Annotated in this window: 21 protein-coding genes and 1 pseudogene; 11 read left to right on the top strand and 11 right to left on the bottom strand. The window is 64.8% G+C overall.

Annotation, left to right across the window (positions count from 1 at the left end; all coding sequences use genetic code 11):
- Positions 1 to 445: 445 nt before the first annotated feature.
- From IE255_RS33500 to IE255_RS33490, 3 genes are all read right to left on the bottom strand, one after another.
- Positions 446 to 1,414, bottom strand: coding sequence for a reverse transcriptase family protein (locus tag IE255_RS33500; protein WP_190054158.1), 969 nt, complete (start codon positions 1,412 to 1,414; stop codon positions 446 to 448).
- Between the two features lie 126 nt (positions 1,415 to 1,540).
- Complete coding sequence (locus IE255_RS33495; RefSeq protein ID WP_190054157.1) at positions 1,541 to 2,230, bottom strand: hypothetical protein; 690 nt, start codon at positions 2,228 to 2,230, stop codon at positions 1,541 to 1,543.
- 310 nt (positions 2,231 to 2,540) lie between these two features.
- On the bottom strand, positions 2,541 to 3,374 hold the full coding sequence (locus IE255_RS33490; protein WP_229906697.1) for a hypothetical protein: 834 nt from the start codon (positions 3,372 to 3,374) through the stop codon (positions 2,541 to 2,543).
- 730 nt (positions 3,375 to 4,104) lie between these two features.
- Between IE255_RS33490 and IE255_RS33485 the strand changes: the two genes are divergently transcribed.
- The 5 genes from IE255_RS33485 (at position 4,105) to IE255_RS33465 (ending at position 9,081) form a co-directional block, all read left to right on the top strand.
- Complete coding sequence (locus IE255_RS33485; protein WP_190054156.1) at positions 4,105 to 4,548, top strand: hypothetical protein; 444 nt, start codon at positions 4,105 to 4,107, stop codon at positions 4,546 to 4,548.
- Positions 4,549 to 5,181: 633 nt separating this feature from the next.
- On the top strand, positions 5,182 to 6,435 hold the full coding sequence (locus tag IE255_RS33480; RefSeq protein WP_190054155.1) for an IS256 family transposase: 1,254 nt from the start codon (positions 5,182 to 5,184) through the stop codon (positions 6,433 to 6,435).
- Positions 6,432 to 7,037 (top strand): HAD family hydrolase, encoded by a 606-nt coding sequence (locus IE255_RS33475; protein ID WP_190054154.1) that lies wholly within the window; start codon positions 6,432 to 6,434, stop codon positions 7,035 to 7,037. Before IE255_RS33480 ends, IE255_RS33475 begins: the two co-directional genes overlap by 4 nt.
- Before the next feature lie 85 nt (positions 7,038 to 7,122).
- Positions 7,123 to 8,418 carry a PIN domain-containing protein gene (locus tag IE255_RS33470; protein ID WP_190054153.1) on the top strand — a complete coding sequence of 432 codons (1,296 nt, stop codon included), beginning with the start codon at positions 7,123 to 7,125 and terminating at the stop codon, positions 8,416 to 8,418.
- Between the two features lie 303 nt (positions 8,419 to 8,721).
- Positions 8,722 to 9,081, top strand: coding sequence for a hypothetical protein (locus IE255_RS33465; protein WP_190054152.1), 360 nt, complete (start codon positions 8,722 to 8,724; stop codon positions 9,079 to 9,081).
- A gap of 635 nt (positions 9,082 to 9,716) precedes the next feature.
- Here the strand turns inward: IE255_RS33465 and IE255_RS39585 are convergent.
- Both IE255_RS39585 and IE255_RS33460 read right to left on the bottom strand, forming a co-directional pair.
- Positions 9,717 to 10,022 carry a hypothetical protein gene (locus IE255_RS39585; RefSeq protein WP_229906696.1) on the bottom strand — a complete coding sequence of 102 codons (306 nt, stop codon included), beginning with the start codon at positions 10,020 to 10,022 and terminating at the stop codon, positions 9,717 to 9,719.
- 592 nt (positions 10,023 to 10,614) lie between these two features.
- Entirely contained in the window at positions 10,615 to 10,893 is a 279-nt protein-coding gene (locus IE255_RS33460) for a hypothetical protein (protein WP_190054151.1), read from the bottom strand.
- A gap of 78 nt (positions 10,894 to 10,971) precedes the next feature.
- Between IE255_RS33460 and IE255_RS33455 the strand changes: the two genes are divergently transcribed.
- Positions 10,972 to 11,727, top strand: coding sequence for a GntR family transcriptional regulator (locus IE255_RS33455; RefSeq protein WP_190054150.1), 756 nt, complete (start codon positions 10,972 to 10,974; stop codon positions 11,725 to 11,727).
- Positions 11,728 to 12,112: 385 nt separating this feature from the next.
- Here IE255_RS33455 and IE255_RS40610 read toward each other — a convergent pair.
- Positions 12,113 to 12,458 (bottom strand): annotated as a pseudogene (locus IE255_RS40610) (transposase); the annotation flags it as partial.
- 294 nt (positions 12,459 to 12,752) lie between these two features.
- Here IE255_RS40610 and IE255_RS40475 point away from each other — a divergent pair.
- Entirely contained in the window at positions 12,753 to 13,226 is a 474-nt protein-coding gene (locus IE255_RS40475; protein WP_443732526.1) for an integrase core domain-containing protein, read from the top strand.
- A gap of 928 nt (positions 13,227 to 14,154) precedes the next feature.
- On the opposite strand, the gene IE255_RS33440 is transcribed toward IE255_RS40475, so the two are convergent.
- On the bottom strand, positions 14,155 to 14,526 hold the full coding sequence (locus tag IE255_RS33440; protein WP_190054149.1) for a hypothetical protein: 372 nt from the start codon (positions 14,524 to 14,526) through the stop codon (positions 14,155 to 14,157).
- On the opposite strand from IE255_RS33440, the gene IE255_RS33435 reads away from it, so the two are divergent.
- A complete protein-coding gene (locus IE255_RS33435; protein WP_308280914.1) occupies positions 14,423 to 14,827 on the top strand; it encodes a transposase family protein in 405 nt (134 codons plus the stop codon). The genes IE255_RS33440 and IE255_RS33435 overlap by 104 nt on opposite strands.
- A gap of 41 nt (positions 14,828 to 14,868) precedes the next feature.
- Here the strand turns inward: IE255_RS33435 and IE255_RS33430 are convergent, their stop codons facing one another.
- Positions 14,869 to 15,681: a DUF3592 domain-containing protein gene (locus IE255_RS33430; RefSeq protein WP_190054148.1), complete on the bottom strand. Its 813-nt coding sequence runs from the start codon at positions 15,679 to 15,681 to the stop codon at positions 14,869 to 14,871.
- 174 nt (positions 15,682 to 15,855) lie between these two features.
- Between IE255_RS33430 and IE255_RS33425 the strand changes: the two genes are divergently transcribed.
- The 3 genes from IE255_RS33425 to IE255_RS33415 all read left to right on the top strand — a co-directional run bounded on the left by IE255_RS33425 (position 15,856) and on the right by IE255_RS33415 (position 17,191).
- Positions 15,856 to 16,056 (top strand): hypothetical protein, encoded by a 201-nt coding sequence (locus IE255_RS33425; RefSeq protein WP_190054147.1) that lies wholly within the window; start codon positions 15,856 to 15,858, stop codon positions 16,054 to 16,056.
- A gap of 455 nt (positions 16,057 to 16,511) precedes the next feature.
- Entirely contained in the window at positions 16,512 to 16,796 is a 285-nt protein-coding gene (locus tag IE255_RS33420; protein ID WP_190054146.1) for a hypothetical protein, read from the top strand.
- Positions 16,793 to 17,191, top strand: a complete 399-nt coding sequence (locus tag IE255_RS33415; protein ID WP_190054145.1) for a PIN domain-containing protein — start codon at positions 16,793 to 16,795, stop codon at positions 17,189 to 17,191. Before IE255_RS33420 ends, IE255_RS33415 begins: the two co-directional genes overlap by 4 nt.
- Before the next feature lie 287 nt (positions 17,192 to 17,478).
- Here IE255_RS33415 and IE255_RS33410 read toward each other — a convergent pair whose 3' ends face one another.
- From IE255_RS33410 to IE255_RS40010, 3 genes are all read right to left on the bottom strand, one after another.
- Entirely contained in the window at positions 17,479 to 17,919 is a 441-nt protein-coding gene (locus tag IE255_RS33410; RefSeq protein WP_190054144.1) for an SsgA family sporulation/cell division regulator, read from the bottom strand.
- Positions 17,920 to 18,067: 148 nt separating this feature from the next.
- Positions 18,068 to 18,430 carry an alpha/beta fold hydrolase gene (locus IE255_RS40015; RefSeq protein WP_190054143.1) on the bottom strand — a complete coding sequence of 121 codons (363 nt, stop codon included), beginning with the start codon at positions 18,428 to 18,430 and terminating at the stop codon, positions 18,068 to 18,070.
- Positions 18,427 to 18,678: an alpha/beta fold hydrolase gene (locus IE255_RS40010; protein WP_372487614.1), complete on the bottom strand. Its 252-nt coding sequence runs from the start codon at positions 18,676 to 18,678 to the stop codon at positions 18,427 to 18,429. The genes IE255_RS40015 and IE255_RS40010 overlap by 4 nt, the downstream gene beginning before the upstream one ends.
- Between the last annotated feature and the right edge of the window lie 657 nt (positions 18,679 to 19,335).

Here is a 19,335-nt window from a genome sequence, read left to right as displayed (position 1 = left end):
AGCCGCTCAACTATCCCCATACGACGGTCAACGAGCTACCGCCAATCAAGACACCGTCTAAGCCCGGAGAACTGACATGACGACGCTGGGCCGGCACTACCGCTGACGGCAACGACGGCGGACCGCAGCGGCATCCAGCAGCCCAGCAGGGTGCCGACGTAGACCGATCAAGTTGACCTGCCGAGGCTTGCCCGCATCTTCTAAGCAACCGCCTTGCCGGGCAAGCCGGTTCAGATGCCACCCGATCGTGCAGCAGATCCTGTTGTCGATGTCGAAGAGCGTCAGCACACGATGACGCTACCTGTCCTTCAGCTGCCTCAGAGTGACCAGCGCCGATCTCTCAAGACTTCCCTTCGACCTCACATCCGCGCCAAGACGACTCCCCTTCACGGACTGATGGCCAGCTGATCAGGGGACCAACCTCCCCACCCGTTACGGGACAACCTCAGGGCAGGTCGTATAGATCCTCTTCATCTAGATTATTCTCTTCATCCCCCTCCGGAACCAGCTCATCGAATGCTCGTAGTAGCGGGAAACCCACGTCTGGCTCGACTGCGGCGATATAGCATGCCCAGCCCAACAGGCGACGCCGATGCATCCCCTCGTCCTCGCCGCCGAACTCTTCCATATAGATGTCGTAACCGAATTTCGTTATGACATGCAAGATCCATCGCATCTTGCGCTTTACCTTACGCGGAATCCGCGGCCCGTCCGGTTCTCCGACATACAAGCCAGTGACGTATTGTGGACCTCCGCGGCGCATAAAAGCGGTCTTGCGCGTGCTTACCGACCAGCCAGCATCGTCAAGAATGCGAGCGATATCCGCTGAGTGACGGTCAGTGACGTCTCCAGAGAATGCCAGATCGTCCACATAGCGCGTAAACGACAGGCCCTCCGACTGTGCATACTCGGCAAGAGAGCGGTCTGTGCTGAGGAAGACCAAATTAGACAAGAGGGGCGACGTGCTAAGTCCGATTGGTAGCTTACCGCCGATAGTGACGAGGTTTACTGCAAGTTCCGCAGCCTTCTCTTCGTAACCTTGCTCTCGCAATGAAGCCTTTACTGTTGCGGCGTCAATTGACGGAAAGAAATCCTCGAGATCCATGCGCAATACGCACCCTTTTGCTAGGTGCTGACTGGCATTGCTGATCGTGGAACGCCCGCGAACAAATCCGTGAACATGGCCGGGAGCTTCATACGAGAACACGCCCGTAAAGCTCCGATTTAAATTCTTGCAAACGACATCAAATGGAAATATCGGCTCAAATACTTCTCGTATTCCGCCGTGCTTCTTGCGGTTTGTCCGCCGGACATAGAGCCGCCCGGCACCCGTAGGAAGGCTCGAGGATAGCCATTCTAGATTTTCCACAGATACGCCGGCTTGATCCGCCAAGTTGTTAACCGAGAATTCCACTGGCCCCCCTGTGGCGGAACGTCAAGAGGTAGGGTCGCACTCCCATGCAAGAGCTATCATGCAACGCACGCGAACTCGCGCACAAAGTTGACCGCAACCCTACCTCAGCAGTGATCCTACCACACATCAATGGAGAGGGTCCTTTCGACTAGAAATGCGGCCATACTCGAACGAATAGAGCGTAGAAATGAACGGTTCAATCTCGCGGAATGCTCTGTAAGGCCGACGACTCGCGTCTGTGGTGCGGTCCGCTAGGAGCCATCTACTTACGGCTGCCATGACGTAGTCGACGATGGCCGTGGACATGTAATCACGCTTAGCAACCATTGTAATATTCAGCCTCGGCAGCGGTGCAGCTTTGCTGATCTTTTCGCGTGCCTGCCTGACGACGCTATCGGGAAGTCTGCGAATTATCGACGCCATGCCTTCGCTCTGCTCTATGTAGCAAAGCAATTCGGGCTCACGGCGATGTCGGATCAATAGATCACTCAACAACTTCACATACATGAACTCAATTCGCTTGGATTCCGTGTCGCCAGGAACGCTCGTTCGATCCGTGACGACCATGTACGCCCTAAAGAAGATGGTTCGCATGAGCTCCAGAAATGGGCCGGAGACCTCTAGCGGATCGTTTGAGCTGTGAAAACCTTTCTTGCGAAATTCTTCGAAGCTGAGAAATCCGGCCAAGCTACTCCTCGCGAATAGACGTTTGTACAGATTCAGGATTTTTTCCTCTATATCATCTGCATCGTCACCCAGTTCAACCGCGCCCACGATCAGCGGCTGGGAGGGGTTTCCGTTTCCTGACTCGTCCATAAATAGCTTCACCGCAAATAGCCTTTCGTGAGGCCTGCCGCAACGCCGCCAAGCCGTCCGCGTCGCCGCGCTAACATCGACAGCCGCGGGAATTGCACGTTCATCCGAAACACGTTGACTCTACGTGGAGTAGGACAATTCCCCTGAGGTTGTCCCGTAGCTGATGGGGGGAGTGGTCTCAGCGGATGATCCGAAGTGGATCGAGCCGTTCAGCGGCTCACCGGCCCAGTACGGAACGGCCCCACGGTTCGCAGTGGGGGCCCTCCGTGCACCTCAGCCTCCATTGGTCCATCTCTGCTGAAGCCAAGTACTACCGGGCTTCAGCGAGCCGACGCAGAAAACGGTCGATCACACGCTCAAGCTCCACTCGGCTCTCAAGAGTCTCGACCGGCACGCGATCAACATAGGCGATACCCGAGTCGCGCATCAGATGTTCGCGGGTCACGTCAAGTGCTCGACGGGCGTTGTGATGAGGTCCGTCGATCTCAAGAATCCCGGCCCTACCTTTGTATGTGACTAGGAAGTCCGGCTCCCAAGTACGTTGCGCAATCCTGCCATTAGGCAGAGGGAAGATAGCGATCGTCTCCTCCGCTGGCAGCACACTCTCCTGCCGGTGCTTTAGCAGTCGGTATACGCGCTGCTCACCCTCATTGGTGAAGGCTAGGTTGTCCTCCAACCAGCGCTGCGGCGCCGGCTGCAGCCGACGAGCTTGGTTCGTGGGTCGTTCACCGTGCAGTTCACGCTGAACAAGCTCACGCCAACCAGGCCCCACAACAGGGAGCGTCTCCCTCACCCAAACCCAATTGACGTCGAGATTAAAACGATTCGAGACTTCTTGGCAAAATCCCTTGAGCTTCTCGATGAGGTCGTTCGTGAAGTGAGACTTATTCGCGGGGTCAACCTCAAGGATCAGATCCTTTTCGCGCCCTTGATCGTCCCATTCAAGCATCCAGCGTTCAACTTGCAACATGAGACGTGCCGTTGCTGCATCACCACGCCTGACGAGAAGTACAGACATGTACGCCACGAGCATCTCCGCCACGAGGGCATCCCTCTGCTTCTCAGACAGGCTCTTGTCCCGCAGCATCTCCTCATAGGAGAGCGAGCGACTCGAAGCCGCCGGGCGTGCGATGTCGTTCGTCAACAGACCCTCCCCTGTCAGTCGTAACGACCACGGTAGCTGTCGGCACTGACAATGAGTGGCGCTTGTCCTGCTAGACGCCTGGATCGGTGGACATGCCGTATCCCAGTCGTGCCCGGTTGGGCCAGACTCACGAGGAACAGCAGACACTCGCGGGGGTCGCCCAGTGGAACGGCCGCTGGCCATTGCACCTGTTCAGGGGCTAACCACCGAGGTGCAAGGGATGTACCTGCGATGCCTGGGGCGCTTCGCCGAACCGGCGCGTGGCGATGGAAGCGTCCTGGTCGGACGCCAGCCCCCGTGACAGGGCCAGCGCTCACATGCCTCCACGACCCTGCGACTGCACAGGAACGATCCCTGTCCGTGATCGAGTCGCACCACAAGCGCACCAGATCGAGCGGGGAACAGCGGGGAATCACGGGGAACATGAGCGCCGCCGACGAGGTCACAGCTCAGCCGTCCGGCCAGGTCAGGGCCAAAACCGGCCCCGAATGCTCGCAGCTTCCCAAGCTGAGGGCTCGGGCTGTGGTCACGGGCCGGCCGTTCGACGGCAACGGCAGCGTGGCTGAGGCCGGTGGGGGTGCAGCGAGGCATACGCGCGCCTGGTCGGTCAGTTGACTCGCCGTCGTAGCTGACTGTCGTCGGCTGAGGTTCAGACGGCCCATATCAAGGGCAGCAGGCGGAAGGGCTTGGAGCCCGTAGAGTGCGGGCGTCATCACATGAGGGAGGGGTCATGTTTGGCTTATCAGGGCAGAGGCTACAACAGGGCTTCGCCGAACTGGGGGACCTCACGGGCCGCACAGCGGACGAGATCATCGCCTCGGTTGGCGCGCCAATCAGCCAGAGCATGACGGGACCAGGACGGACCCTGCTCCAATGGCAAAGCGGCAGCTACCACATCGGCATCCTCTTCGAGCAGGGCCAGTTCGCAGGCATCATGAGCGAAGACTCTGGGCTGTTGCCCGGCGGAAGGGCACTGGCTCAAGGCTTTGCAAGCCTTGGCAACCTGGTCGGTCGCAGCAAAGATGAGATTGTCGCTGTGGTCGGGCCCTACTCCAGCTTCAGCGTGGCTGGGCCCCATCAGGTGCTACTGCAGTGGCAGAGCAATGTCTACCATATCGCTCTGCTGTTCGAAGGCGACGTGTGTGTCGGGATCACGCACGAGTTCGCGATCTAGCTTCTCTTTATCGCGAACCCCCGGGGCCATTCTCGGATGATCCGGTCAGGCTGACATCCAACGCTGACGTCAACGAGGCCGGACGGCGGCATACAGCAACATCCATGAGCGTTCGTCGGACCAGCCGAGAACGGCACTAGGAGCGGGCGTAGATCGAACTCCTAATGCGGTGCTCACGCACGAGCGCCCTCCCGGTCCGTCCTCGGGCCGTGGAAGGGCACTCAATGGGGACCAACGTCGACGGGTGTTCATAGGAGGTGGGGAGCGGTTTGCACAGCGGTCGCTCCTTAGCATGCCCCCAGCGGTCCCCTGATACGGGGACGCCCGTGACACCGCTCGCCCGGAGGCCAGCCAGCCTGAACTCCCACGCTCCCGCCCGCCTCAAACACTGGAGTGTCCCTCGTCGCGCGCCGCAGAGACACCTCCCTGACGGCGTAAGCCCGAGGGCCGGCGAGATATTCCGTGTCTCCTGCAGCTTGCACCTGAGATCATGTTCACCGTCGGGGTGACGAGCAATGCTCAAGACCTGTGGATCAGCCTCGGGTTGGACGCGAAAGGCGTACCTTCCCGATTGATCCTGTGATGGTCACCGAGTAGGCCCGCGTTCGCAGCGCGGGTCGGGAAGGCACGCCCGTGCTCAGCGTAGTAAATGCCGACGGCACCACCCCGAACGGCTCCCTGATCGACGAGATTGTCCGTGAGGGGGCGAGGAGGATGCTCGCCGCCGCCCTGGAAGCCGAAGTCAATGCGTACATAGCCGAGTTGGCTGATCAGCGGGACGAGGCGGGCCGTCGTCTGGTGGTGCGCAACGGCTATCACCAGCCCCGGTCGGTGACCACGGCCGCCGGGGCGGTGGAGGTGAAGGCCCCGCGGGTGAACGACAAGCGCATCGAGGAGACCACCGGGGAGCGAAAGCGCTTCTCCTCGGCGATCCTGCACCCCTGGGCACGGAAGTCCCCGAAGATCAGCGAGGTGCTGCCGCTGCTCTATCTGCACGGCCTGTCCTCCGGCGACTTCGTGCCCGCGCTGGAGCAGTTCCTGGGCAGCTCGGCCGGTCTCTCGCCGGCCACCGTCACCCGCCTCACCACCCAGTGGCAGGCCGACCACAAGGCATTCGGCGAGCGCGACCTGGCCGGATCCGACTACGTCTACGTGTGGGCCGACGGCATCCACCTGCGTATTCGCCTGGCTGAGGCGAAGTCCTGCGTCCTGGTGCTGATGGGTGTGCGCGCGGACGGCACCAAGGAGCTGATCGCGATGGCCGACGGCTACCGCGAGTCCGCCGAGTCCTGGGCCGACCTGCTGCGTGACTGCTCCCGCCGCGGCATGCGTGCGCCCGTGCTCGCGGTCGGTGACGGCGCGCTCGGCTTCTGGAAGGCCCTGGCCGAGGTGTTCCCCGAAGCCCGGCACCAGAGGTGCTGGGTTCACAAAACGGCCAATGTGGTCAATGCCCTGCCGAAGTCGGCCCAGCCAGGTGCCCGCAAGGCCCTGCAGGACATCTACAACGCCGAGGATCGCGAGCACGCGCTCAAGGCGGTCACCGCCTTCGAGCATGCCTACGGCGCGAAGTGGCCCAAGGCGGTGAAGAAGATCACCGACGACGTCGAGGAGCTGCTGGCGTTCTACGACTTTCCCGCAGAGCACTGGATTCACCTGCGCACGACCAATCCGATCGAGTCGACATTCGCGACGGTCCGGCTGCGGACGAAGGTCACCCGGGGCGCCGGCAGCGCGGCCGCAGCCCTCGCGATGGTCTTCAAGCTGGTCGAGTCCGCACAGGCTCGCTGGCGGGCGGTGAACGCTCCCCACCTTGTCGCCCTCGTGAGGGCCGGAGCCCGCTTCGAACGCGGCCGGCTCGTCGAGCGCCCCGAGGCGGTGGTCGCGTGAACCGGCCCGCGATCCTGATCGACATCGGCGGTGTCCTCGTCCCGGACCACCTGACCGCAGCCGCTGCGGAGTGGAGCACCCGACTCGGGATATCCCCGCACGCCTTCCTGGCCGCGCTGTTCGGCGGGAACGACGACCAGGTACTCATCGGCCGCACCACCGAGGAAGCCTGGTGGAGCGTCGTCCGACACCGGCTCGGCGTCAGCCCCGAGTTGATCGACACGATCCGGTCCGATCTGGCATCCAGGGAGACCTGGGACGCCGCTTTCGTGGAGGCCCTGCGCAGTCTCCGCGGCTCGGCGAAGACCGCCATCGTCAGCAACGCCTGGCCGCAGATGCGCACCAGAATGGCGAACGTCGGCCTCCTCGACATGGTCGACGTCGTCGTCTTGTCCTGCGAGGTCGGATACGCCAAGCCCGACCCCCGCATCTACACCACGGCCCTCCAGCGCGTGGGGGCCGTCCCTCATCAGACACTCTTCATCGACGACACCCCAGGACACGTCGCGATCGCGAGGTCACTCGGCATGGCCGGTCACGTGCACACAAGTACCGAGGACACCATTGCCCGGATCCAGGAATTCCTGCAGCCGCGGGACTGAGACAGGCCGCCGTCCGCACCAACCGAGCCACCATCCACAACTCTTGACAATTACTCTCGGGTGACTGATACGACAAGGACATGTCTTGATCATCTTGGATACGTGCATCTTGCGCGGATGCGGTCTAGGCAGCAGCAGCGCAGATCTCCTGCGCACGATCCGTGGGTCGGGTATCGAACGGGTGGCAGTCCCTTCGGTTGCCATGGAGGAACTTGCGGCACAACACGCCGTGAAGTACGACAAACAGTATGAATCTGCCGCAGCCGCCTTGGAATCCCTCAGGAAACTCACTCCCTGGTCTGGGGTTCCGGAGCTTGGAGAATGTGACCTCGATCGCGTGCGCGAGCACTGGCGCAGGGAGTACGGATCGATCGTCGAGGTCATTCCGACGAGCGAGGGGGCCCTCCGTGAGGCTGCCTTCCGGGAAGCCAACGGGCTTGCGCCGTCGAAGATCGCCTCCAGCGGCAGCAAGTCAGTGAAGACCGGTTACCGCGATGTCGCCATCTGGATGTCAGCCATCGAATACGCGCGGCAGCACCCGCAGGAGACCGTCTACTTCGTCAGTTCGAACACCGAGGACTTCGGCGATGGCACCTCCTACCGTCATCCGATGTCGAATGATGTCGAGGGCCTGGGCGGCCGTTTCGTGCACCTAACTTCGCTGGACCAAGTCGTAGCGAGGTTCACTCAGCCTGCCGAGGTCGATGATCAGCAGGTGCAGGCTGCTCTCGCTCGTTCTACCTCACTAGTCGCCGAAGCTGCTTTTGCGGACGACGACATGAACAAGAGCCTGCGATCGGGTGGGTTTGAGTGCACCCTCTCTAGCCGCCACCTGCTCGGCGAAGACGAGTTGGCTGGGCGAGCGCTGGCGTGGGTGAGACCGCCTGACGGGGTCAGGGTTGGCCCTCTTCGGGACGTGCATGTCTACCGGATCGGTGATCGTGAGTGGTCTATCGCGACGGTCCGCTGGCACCTGGCTGGACCAGCAGTTCTCGAACCTGGGCAGGATTTCGTCCAGTGGAGGAGTCACAACGAAACTGCCACCATCGGTTGCAGTTGGGAGACCAGGGTGCTTTGCACTCTCGACGAAGACGATTCCCGCCTGGTATTCCTGAGGAGTTCGAGTCCCCGAGCGCTATCGCCAGAGGAGTTCGAGCAGCTCTCGGCCGATGACACGATGACCGTCGACTCGATCCAACGTGCGCTGGAGAGAGTCCTTTACGCCGGCGCCAGGGAGAGCAGCCCGCAGGGGATCCAGTGGCAGATGCTGGTGCCCAAACAGGGAACAAGCTATTTGGAAAGCCTACTTGCCGAAGCAAGACAACAGTACCGAACAGGAAGACCCTGGTTGGTCTGGAGCAGCACGGATAGCAGTCGTTAGTCGGCGACAGTGAGTTCCCCGCGAGAGCCGAAGACATGCGCGCTAGCCGCCCGCTGCTGAGGTCGATTGACAGAGCCGGTACCGGATGCCCGGGCTGCGTGTCTACTGAGTGACAACGCCGACGAACAGGGGCGGACAACCGCGCACGCCTACAGACCATCGCAGCAGGGCCAGGCACTGACTCGCCCCTGCTGCAGCACCCATTTAAGTTGCTTCGGGACGAAGAAGTCGCTCCCTACAGAAGCCGAGGAACAAATCGGTAATCAGGTGGCCAGGAAGTCTCGTAGCTCTCACGATGAGTGCATGGACCGGTTGCAGCGCAGCGCTTGGCGGTATGTGGCGGAGGTACTCCCACCCGAGGAACTCCCGATGCTTGCTGCTCATGCACTCGTCGACGGGCGTGATTCCCCCGCCCTGCGCGAGCTGGCCGGCCTGCCACGCAGGAGCGACGAGACTGAGATCCGTGAACTGTACGTCCAGGCCTTGGACGAACTCGGCGTACCCCTTCCCGACGAGGAGACAGCTGGCCGCTGGCTCCTCGTGAGCCTCGCGGTCGGTCTTGCGAATGCCGAGCTGAGCCCCAAGGACGTGGCCGACCGGCTGTCGATGACGGTCGCGGCTCGCACCCCGGAGGAGACACGGTTCCTCTCAGGCGGCCAATGAGTGGGCCGCGGTCCTGAGACCGTTCTCCCATTCCGGGCGTTCGTCCGCGCCCATCCATTCGCTGTAGTCCGCTGCGATGGGTACAGCAGTGAGACCGCAGGAGGCAACTAACGTGCAGCAAGCGGTGCTGATCTCAGCTATCGCCAGTTTGATCAACAGCGCTGACAGGCGTCGCAGTCTTGTTGCTGCACAATTTCTGACCCCCGGCACCGTGCCCCTGGCGTGCCCGTCCGAAGGGCAAGCCAGGGGAAGCCACGGGGAACACCGGTCACGGCTCAGCGAACGGCCAGGTCAACGCCCTGCCAGGTAAGGCGGGGTCCGCATACGCGATCTTCCAAGCTGGTGCTCCATGACCCGGGCCGCAAGGTTCGCCGGGTCATGGAGACTCCGCCAGCCGCTCGGTCAATGGGCGACGTCACTGTCCAGCGCCGTTTCGTCTGGGCTCCTCTCATGAGACCCATCTGACCCACTGCCACCACTCCCCGCATCTCGGGGGAACCTCAGAGCGATCGAACTCCTAAAGCAGTGCTCACCAATCTCAGTCCCACCGTGGGCGTGCCGAATGCCCGCCGGACGAGAACAGGGAGCCCCGGGTCGCCTCCGAGGCTCCCTGCCGCACTACACGCGGCTCCCGTTCAGTCCCCCTTCGGGTGCCCAGGCGTGACGGGTCTACGTCCGCGGCTGGTTGCCACACGTAGCACGTCCCGCAGTGCGCTGGCCAGCTGGGCGGCGAGAAGGTGCAACTCCTCCGCGTCTTCCATGTCGTCGTCGAGTACCCGAAGTGCATGCTCCAGCAGTTGGGATGCCACTCCGAGTTGGAAGGCCTCGATGTGGTCCGCCAGGCGAGACACGTAGCCGCCTCGGTCATCGGCGCTCAGGTAGCACGGCTTGCCGTCCGACCCAACCCATGGGAGCAGTCTCAGTTCATCCCGTGTCGTCATCCCTGCGCTGCCCCCTCCGTGGCCTCGATGTTGGTCGCCGGCGTACGGCTGGATGCCGAACTGCTCTCCGCGTCACCTCGGAGCCGAGACGGGGCAGTTGCCGAGTGACACAGGCAGCCACAGGCCTCGTAGATCAAGGGGAGGTCGACCGGCGCCGAATCCGGGGTGGACTCCGCGCAGGCCTGATGCGTGCCGATCTGGCAAGCAGCCGAGCGGTAAGAGGTGGCCGAGGTAGCCGGGCCGAGAGGCTGCCGCTGCGAGGACGTCACTGAGCCCCCAGGAGTGTCGACCAGGCGTCGCTCGGCAAGTAGGGGGCAATGACGACCGTCCGGCGCCGTCGGACCGGCTCTTCTTCCACCAGCATGTACGGACGGACGAGTGCAACGTCCTCGCCTCTGAGCGAGTGCCGGTGACCCGGCTTGTCGACGGCCTGCGCCAGGACGACTGTCGGCTCGTCAACGTATGCCGGGGAAGCAGGGGCGATCGGCGGCCGGGAAGCCCGTAAGGTGCGGCGGTGCCTGCCCTTGGGGGCATGCCGCGCTCTGGTGAGAGTCACGGCACGGCGGATACGGTTGAGCACGCTGGTCAGCTCCTATCGCTGATGGCTCGGTCCCCCGACATCGCCCGTCGCGGGGACCGCTTTGCGTACGACCGCCCAGAGGGTGCGGCCGTTGATGCTGGTGGCGAGGAGCCCGAACCGATCGGCCTCGGCCACCGCTTCCAGCACCTCCCGCCATAAGTCGGCGGAGAGCGACTCCGGTACTGCCGCTTCGACCGACGTGTGCCGGTCGTGCTCCTCCACACGCACGGGAAGCCCGAGGTCGGACAGCCGGGCAGCGATGGCTGCCGCGCGAACTCCCGAAGCGGGCACAGGGCAGCCTCCATCACCGACGATCACTTTAAGTGAAGCTAGTTAACTAGATTAGGGCTAGTGGACTAGATTTTCCATATGCCTGAGCAGCCGCCGTACCTCCGCATCGCCGACGAACTCCGGCGACGGATCGCGGAACACGAGTGGGAGCCGGGAGATCGGCTCCCCTCCCGTGCCCAGATCGGCCAGGAGTGCGGCGTGGGCGAGAACGTGGTTCGCCGGGCACAGGAGCTGCTGATTTCCCAGGGTGTCCTGGAGGGCCGCGCCGGTTCCGGCACGTACGTCGCCGAGCCCCGGCAACGGGTACGGATCGTGCGGTCGTCGGCTCGCGAGCAGCCCGACGGGTCGCCGTTCCGAGCGGACATGAAGGCCATGGGCAAGCAGGGCGACTGGGAGAGCCGGACCGACGCCAAGGTGCCAGCCCCGGCCGACATCGCGGCCCGGCTGGGCATCACCGAGGGCGATCTGTGTGTCAGGACGTCGTACGAGTTCCTCGCCGACGGCAGGCCGGTGCAGCTGTCGACGAGCTGGGAGCCCTACGACCTCACCGCCGGCACTCTTGTCGTCCTCCCCGAGGGAGGGCCGCACGCCGGGGCGGGAGTCGTGAACCGCATGGCGGCGATCGGCGTCACCGTCAGCCATGCCGTGGAGCAGCCGGAGCCACGACAGGCCACCGCCGAGGAGGCCTCACTTCTGGGCATCCAGAAGGCGGCACTCGTCACGCACATCCGGCGGACGTACTACAGCGACGACGGGCGGCCCGTGGAGACGGCGGACATCGTGGTGCCCGCGGCTCACTGCGAGATCGTCTACGAGATCCCGATCAACCGATAGGCGTACCGGCCCCGAGTTGCCCGCCAACGGCGGCTGGAGCTTCTTCGTACGGGCCTTGGCAGCTGCGGCCGTCTAGGAGTAATCCGGGGTCCGTGTCGAAGTTGTCGCAAGAGAGAGCTGTCACCAGCTATAAGCCCAGCTCAAAGGCCAACGATGGGCGAGTCGACCGAGCGCCTTCTAGGCGCTTGGCCTATTCACGGCCGACGAACCCATGACACGACAGCAGCCCGACCGATGCCGCTGTGTGACTCGGGGGGATGCGCGCGCCGACCAGCTGGCTCCGTTCGAAAGAGCAGGACACAAAGACAGCACCGATCACGAAACACCCGGTGACGTCCGGCATGCCCCTGCTCTTCGAGGAAGATTTCAAGCGGACTTGTCGGCGCTAGGCCGGCAAGGAAGTCGGAAGGGGCGAGACCACCAACAGGTGGTAGACCTCCCGGGCAGCGTAGCGTTTGAGGCATCGGACGATTTCGCGTTGGGTCTTGCCCTTCTTGATGCGGCGTTCGTAGTAGTCCCTGGGTGCGCGGGTCGAAGCGCAGGCGGGTCTGTACGATCCGGTGTAGGGCCTGCCGGTCGCCGCCACGGTTGAGGCGACGGTACTGCCGACTGGCCGAGGGCCGCTCGACAGGGCTGACCCCGCACAGCGCGGCGAAGGACGCCTCATTGCCCAGGCATTCCGGGTTGTCCCCGATCGTGATCAGCAAAGTGACGGCCGTGTCCGGACCGATGAACCGCTCCGGGTCTGATGGAGGCTCGATTCCCCGAGAGGATCGAGTCATGGCACGTCCGTCCCCCTACCCGCCCGAGCTTCGTGAGCGTGCGGTGCGCATGGTTGCGGAGGCAGCGTCGGCTCTCTTCGCGGCCGAGCTCGACCGGCCGTCGAAGCGCTCGTAGCGTTCATCGACGCACACCGCCAGGTGTTCGGAGTCGAGCCGATCTGCCGGGTTCTGACCAGCCACGGACTGAAGATCGCGACGAGCACCTACTTCAAGAGAGCCAAACTGGTCGTCGACGCCCTGGACATGGCTCTGTGGCGCCGCGACCGTGCCGGAACTCCGGCTGGACCGGGCCTGGTTCACCATTCGGATGCAGGCAGTCAGTACACGTCGTTCCAGATCGGCCTCTACAAAACGGAGCTGATCAAACCGCGCAAGCCCTGGCACGGACTGGCCGACGTCGAACTGGCCACCGCGGAATGGGTCGACTGGTTCAACAACCAGCGCCTCCACACGGCGATCGGAGACATCCCGCCCACGAGCAAGAGACCAACTACTACGCTCAACACCAGCCCCAACCGGCGGCTGGAGTCAACGCATAGAGCCTCCAACGATCCCGGAGCGGTTCACCCGGGCAACGACGGTTCCGACGGGACGGGCCGCGCCAACCGTGTCGTACACCGTCGTCGTGCTCGTCCCAGCAAGCCGCCGTGCCGCAGGGCGAGCGGCCGGCTTCCTTGCCGCACTTCGCCGACACCTGGCGGGAGTTGGCGGTCGTAGTACGCGACCGTCCCGTCCTCTCGCCGGCCGCATCGTGCACCGGTCAGACGAGGTCGCATCGCTGTGGCCGCCGCTGCCGCCTGCGCCGCGGGCAGCCTGCTGGTCTTCGCCGCCCCTGCGGAAGCAGCCACCTCCAAGAACATCATGCTGACGAGCGTGCCTGCCGGAACCGGCAGCGTGCATCTGTCGTGGGCACCCGGGTGGACCTGGGTTGGCGAGCCTCTTGGCTGCTTCAGGGTGCAAGCTGGACGGGACACCTCGACGGGGAGGTGGGTGCAGGACGGCGTCGTCACCGTTCACTCGTTCAGTGACTCTACGTGTAGTGATCACGCGTGGCGGACCACCGCCCATCGAGAACTGGGCGGGAATCACTCCAACTGGTGGGTGGATGTGCCGTAACAGCGGTACACCAGCGGGTCTTGCATCCGCCCCGGTCGGGCGGCGCATGCCGCTCCGGCCACCCTCCACATGAGACCCTTCCGTCTCGTTTCGTCGGCGTGCTGCCGAGTCCACGCCCCGTACGTGACCCCACCGGCCTGGCAGGAAGCGGTGCGGTGCAGTGGAAGCGGATGCGCACCGGCAATAAGCGTGTGAGGCGGCAACGCCCGCGTACACCCGCGCTCTTCACAGGCGGAGCGCCCGGCGGCTCCGATCGGACCCGCCGGGCGCTCCACTCAAGGCCGGCGGGGTCCGGCCTCGAACAGCACGAACCGGGGCGTCCGCGTGGCATATGACTGCGTCGCCCCGTCGCCGTGAGGCGCGGGGCATGCTTACTCGCCCTTCAGCCGACGGGCCAGCTCGTCATCCACGTCGACCTTGCGTGACCGTCGCCGCGACCTCCACCTCCCGGGCCGGCGAATGGGATCGCGGTGATCTCCTCCTGCGGCGTGATGGGGGTCACGACCTGCTGGCCCACTCGTCGACTCGGTCATCCGAGGTCCAGCTCGTCCTTCCGTCCGGCGGTGTCAGGATCGCTCCGCTCCGGGGACGCCTGGCGGCTGGTCAGGTCGGTGATCACGTAGACCGTCTCCCGGCACCGTTTGCCGGCCTTGGTGTCGGTGCGGTGGCGTACGACCTTGGCGACCTGGGCGGCATGCGGGAAGTCGACGCCAAGGTCGGTGACGGTCAGAGCCTGAACGACCCGGGTCTCCAGGCGGCCGTGTCCGGTGGTGCGGTCGTAGAACTTAGTCCCCGGCCTGCTGTTCCTCGTCATCACCGACACCCGCGGACGGCTGATCTGGATCTCCGCCGCCCGCCCCGGGCGGTCCTCCGAGATCACCACAGCCCGCCACAACGGCATCACCCGACATCTCCGCGAGGCCGGACTCGGCGCCATCGCCGACCTCGGCTTCACCGGCCTGGACGACGACCCCGACAACCCAGTGATCATCACCGGCTTCAAGGCCGCCCGCACCAAGCCCCTCACCACGGCGAAGAAGCAGGTCAACAAGTTGATCGCCGCCGAGCGCGCCGCCTGCGAACACGCCTTCGCCCACCGCAAGAACTGGCGCATCCTGACCAAGCTCCGTCTGGACGCCCGGCACGCCACCACCCTCCTGCGGGCCCTCCTCGTCCTCACCAACCTTGAGATCACCCGCTGACAGATGATCTACAGCCCGGACAGCCAGCCCCAGCGTGGCTGTCACCAGCCGCCCCACAGCGCGGCGGCCGCGTGACCGACGAGGAAGAGGCCCACGGCCGCCACGAAGCCCGGGATTGCGAGGATGAGGAGCATGGCGAGCGTGCCCAGGAGGCTGACGCCCACCCTTGCGTCGCCCGGCCGCGCGGGGTCGTAAGTGACCTCGATCGGGTCCGTGCCACTGCCGGTCGTCTGGTACGTGTAGTTCTGGCCGGTAGCCGTCGTGTACGTGTACACCCGCCACTTGTTGGTGTAATGCGAGAACTGGGCCACGACGGTGATGCCACGCCGTTTCAGCCGCCAATCCTCCACGCTCGCCCGGCCCCCGGCGTAGATCATGAAACACCCGGCGTACAGCGCGACCGAGCCGCCGAGCAGTGCGGCCACCTGTTCCCCGCCCCCGGTCACGCCCACGGCCGCCATCAGCCCGGCATAGAACAGGGCACCCACCGCGGCAACCGGTCTGCGCCCGGAGAACCACCCCCGGTCCCGGCCGGTCAGCGGACGCACGTCCACCAGCGACAGACCGTCCATGGGTTCGGCGTCAGGGTCGAGCGTCGCCAACAGCCGGCCCACCGCCTGCCCGAACGCGTCCGCGCCCGCCTCGGAGACCCCCTCGACGCGGTAGACCACCGGCTCGGCTCCGCCCAGCAGTTCGATCTCGACGGCGCGTCCCTCCGCCCGTACCTCCGCCATCGCTTCCACAGGTATGCGGAGCTCCTCGGCGGAGCTCCTCAGCACCACCATCTGACCCTCCAGGCGGAGCGCCGTACGCCCCTTTCCGCGCAGAACCAGTGCGGCAGCCGTCGTCGCCATCCCCGCAACTCCCCCCTCGACAGCCCTCGACGGGCTCGTCCCCAACAGCGCGGCATCCACACTGACAGACGATCTTGGGCGCAGGCAACCGCCCGCGACCAGTGCGAGTACGAGACCGCTGACTCACACCAGCCCCGATGACCTGCGGGTTCGAAGTTGGAAGAGGCTCAGTGGATGGAGGCGACGGCAGGCGCGCACATACGGTTCAAGAACCGCGCGACGGGGCTGTACACCGACGGCATGAACCTCGGCACCGAATCGACGTCGGGCAGCCTCCCGCACGCGCACCTGGACGACCACGGCCGTCGACCGACGGGCGTGGTCGTTCCTCCGAGCCTGGTCACGGCGTCCCTTGGTTTCTTCCGGGACATCTGACCAACAGGACTCAGTGGATCTGCGCTCAGCGTCGCCTGCCCTCGGCGCCCATCGATGTTCGCCACCGAGACAGGGTCTGATCTGCCCGACAAAGCGCCTGACGCCCCATCAGAACGAGCGTCACGAGCGTCATTTCAGCGTCAAGGTATCGCCGGTAACGCCCACACCGCACATAATGCACACGGGTAAAACCGCAGGTCAGGAGCCCTTAGCCGCCGGTTCAAGGATGGCGACGCACTCCACATGATGCGTCATCGCAAACATGTAAAGCCAAAACAGGTTGAAGAAAACAGCAGGTCAGCGGCTTGCGAGACACAAAACGGGCTCAAGATCAATGTGCGTTACGTGCACTACGGGCGCTTCGTGCGGCCTCTGACGCACGCCCGAAACGGCATCCGAGGCCCCGCACCGCCAAGAATCTCGCTGTTTAGCATCCGAAATGCCATACTTGTGTCATGGCTGACGATGACACCGACTTCCCTCCCGGCGATGGCCCCAGCAGTGGTATCTCGGTCTCCCTGACCGCGGGCACTCTGCAGGCGATCCGTGAGCGGGTCGGCAAGCGGGGCGTTTCCGCGTACCTGGAGAAGGCCGCGCAGCGGCAGATCGAGCGCGACAACCTGGACGAGCTGATCGCCGAGTTCGACAAGACCCACGGCCCCGCCGACCCGGAAGCTGTGGCCGCCAAGCGGGCCAAGCTCACCGGCAGCGCCTCCTCCGACGCCGGGGCGGCCGCGTGAGCGGCGCCCTGGTCCTGGACAGCGAGGGCCTTGCCAAGGCCGTCCAACGCGACCGAGAGGTCCACGAGTGGCTCACCGCCGCCCGCGACGCCGACCTTCCGGTGATCACCTCCGCCGCGGTGCTCGTCGAGGTGATCCACCCCAGGATCAACGACGCCGCCCTGAAGTGGACGCTGTCCCGACTGCGGGTCGAGCCGGTCACCCAGGCCCTGGCCCAGTCCGCCGCCGCCCTGCTACGTGCGGCCGGGCTGCACGGGCACAAGTACGCCATCGACGCCATGCTCTGCGCCACCGCCCTCGCCCAACCGGGCCGCGTCACGATCCTGACCTCCGACGTCGAAGACATCACCACGCTCACCGCCGAGCATTCACGGGTGACCGTCGAGAAGGTCTGATCCGAGCCTGGCGCACCGGCCGCAAGCCTGCCGCGTCGATACACAGCGCGGCCGCTCCGCAAGCCGAACGAGAGCCACATCATCAGCGGAAAGCCGCGAAGAAGCTGCGGCTGGGGAGAAGTGATGCGAGCGATCTCGCCACCTTCCCTCCACAGGCCCTCCGTCCTGGCCTTTCCGACATCCATGCACGCTGGGGGAGGATCCGAGGAGAACCACGGCTGCCAGCAGTGCCGCACGCGTACAGCCCGCGGCGCCACGGACAGCGCGGCGCCACCGCCACATCCGCATCAGCGTTCCATCTGTGAATCCGCTTTCCTGAGGCCGCCTGAGAGAATCTCCTCCAGCATTCGATCAAGCGCAGTGTCGATCTCTTCACGGCAGGACTCCTCGGCGGAGTGTGTCCTGGCGACGATGTCACGCAGATCGATCGATGCCGCCCTGATGACGCACCAGGCCTCACGTGATACGAGTTCGATATCCGTCTCGTCCTCACCGTGCGGCCGAACATGCACATCGCCCTCTCCTGACGGGAGGATGAGACCGGTGGCAAGGAGGTCTCTACTGAATACCCAGATGGCAACAGGTGCTTCCTGTTCGGCAATGCGTATTTCCATCCGAATCGCCAACGGATCATCGACGGAACACCTGACACACAAGGCCACCTCGCACCCTTCGCACTCCGCCGTTCTCAAAATTGCGTTGATGGTCTTTTCCAGGGGAAGCTGCATGTCGTTTTCCTTTCGATGCCATTCGAACGTAAGGTCAGTTCGAGTGGCGGCAGGCATCCCCGCGCATGTGTTCTTGACCTCCGGTGCACACTTCGAGAGTCGAGGCGGGGCCGGCCCTGCGCAGGACGCGCCGCCTCGTGCCGAGTGGTCAGCTTGTCGCCTGTACCGCGGCTCTGATCAGATCGGCGACCTTCTTGGGCTGGGAGAGGGTAACGGCGCGGGAGGCGTCCGGGAGCTCGACGATCACGGCTCCGGCCCGCTGGGCTCCGAAGCGCTGCACGTCCGGGTTGATCGCGCGGTCGGCCCCGGCCACCACGGCCCAGGAGGGCTGCGTCCGCCACGCGGCGACCGAGGTCGTCTCGGTGTAGGCGGCAACGGCGAAAGGGCGTTGGGCCGCTGCCAGCACCCCGGCGATGTCCTCGGGCACGTCGGCGCGAAGTCGGAGTGGAACGCGGCTTGGTCGATGCTGACCTCGACGGCGGATTCGTCGTCGAGGAGCGGGTACGTTCACTCATTCAGGTGGCTCATCAGGGGGCTTCGGGGAAGCGCCCCCTGCAGTTCGCCGAGGCTCTCGCGCTCGTGCGGTACGTATGCCGCCACGTAGACGAGCCCGACGACGTTCTCCGCGGCACCGGCCACGGTGATCAGGGCACCGCCGTAGGTGTGTCCGACGAGCAGAACGGGGCCGCCGATCTGGGAGACCAGGGAGGCGATGGAGGCGGCGGAGGCCAGGCCGCGCAAGGGGTTGGCCGGTGCGATGACCGGAATGCCGCGGCTCCGTAGCTCCGAGCTGACGCCGATCCAGGCCGCCGCGTCGGCGAAACGCGCCGTGGACGAGGACGACGGTCACCGCGTCGGGCGCGGCCGCGGAGGCCGGCCACGGCGGGACCGGCGCGAAGTTGTGAGGCATGAGAATCGGTCCTCGGCGATCTGTGCCATCGCCTCCCCCCCTGAGCGGCCCAGGGGCACCTCGTGCGCACCGGCCTGACGGATCCGGTCCAGGGTCGTGCGTACGCCTGTCGGCACGTCTCCCTCACGCACGGCCACCAGCCACAGGTCGGGTAGAACGGAAGCCTGGCCACGACCGTGTTGAAGGTAAGCCGGGTGAGGTCGTCGCACCACTGGAGATCGTCGAGGACGATGACAGGGAGCCGCTGAGGGCCGCGTCCCGCAGACGGTCCCCCAGTTCCTGAAGGAGTCGGAACCACCGGCCCGGCGTGGTGGCGAGGTTCCGCAGACGGGCGGCGTCCCGCAGGGGCGTCCCATCGGAGAGCAGCCCGCCGAAGAGCGGGCCGAGCACTGACGATTGCGCGTCGGGGTCCGCGGCTCCTTGGAACAACACGTGTAACCCGCGTCGCGGCGCGGTCTCCGCCACCTCGCTCAGAATGGTGGTCCTGCCGCTGCCCGCGGGGCCGT

Source organism: Streptomyces lomondensis (assembly GCF_014651035.1).
In the GTDB taxonomy this organism is placed as follows: Bacteria; Actinomycetota; Actinomycetes; order Streptomycetales; family Streptomycetaceae; genus Streptomyces; species Streptomyces lomondensis.
This window is presented reverse-complemented; position numbering and strand designations above follow the sequence as displayed.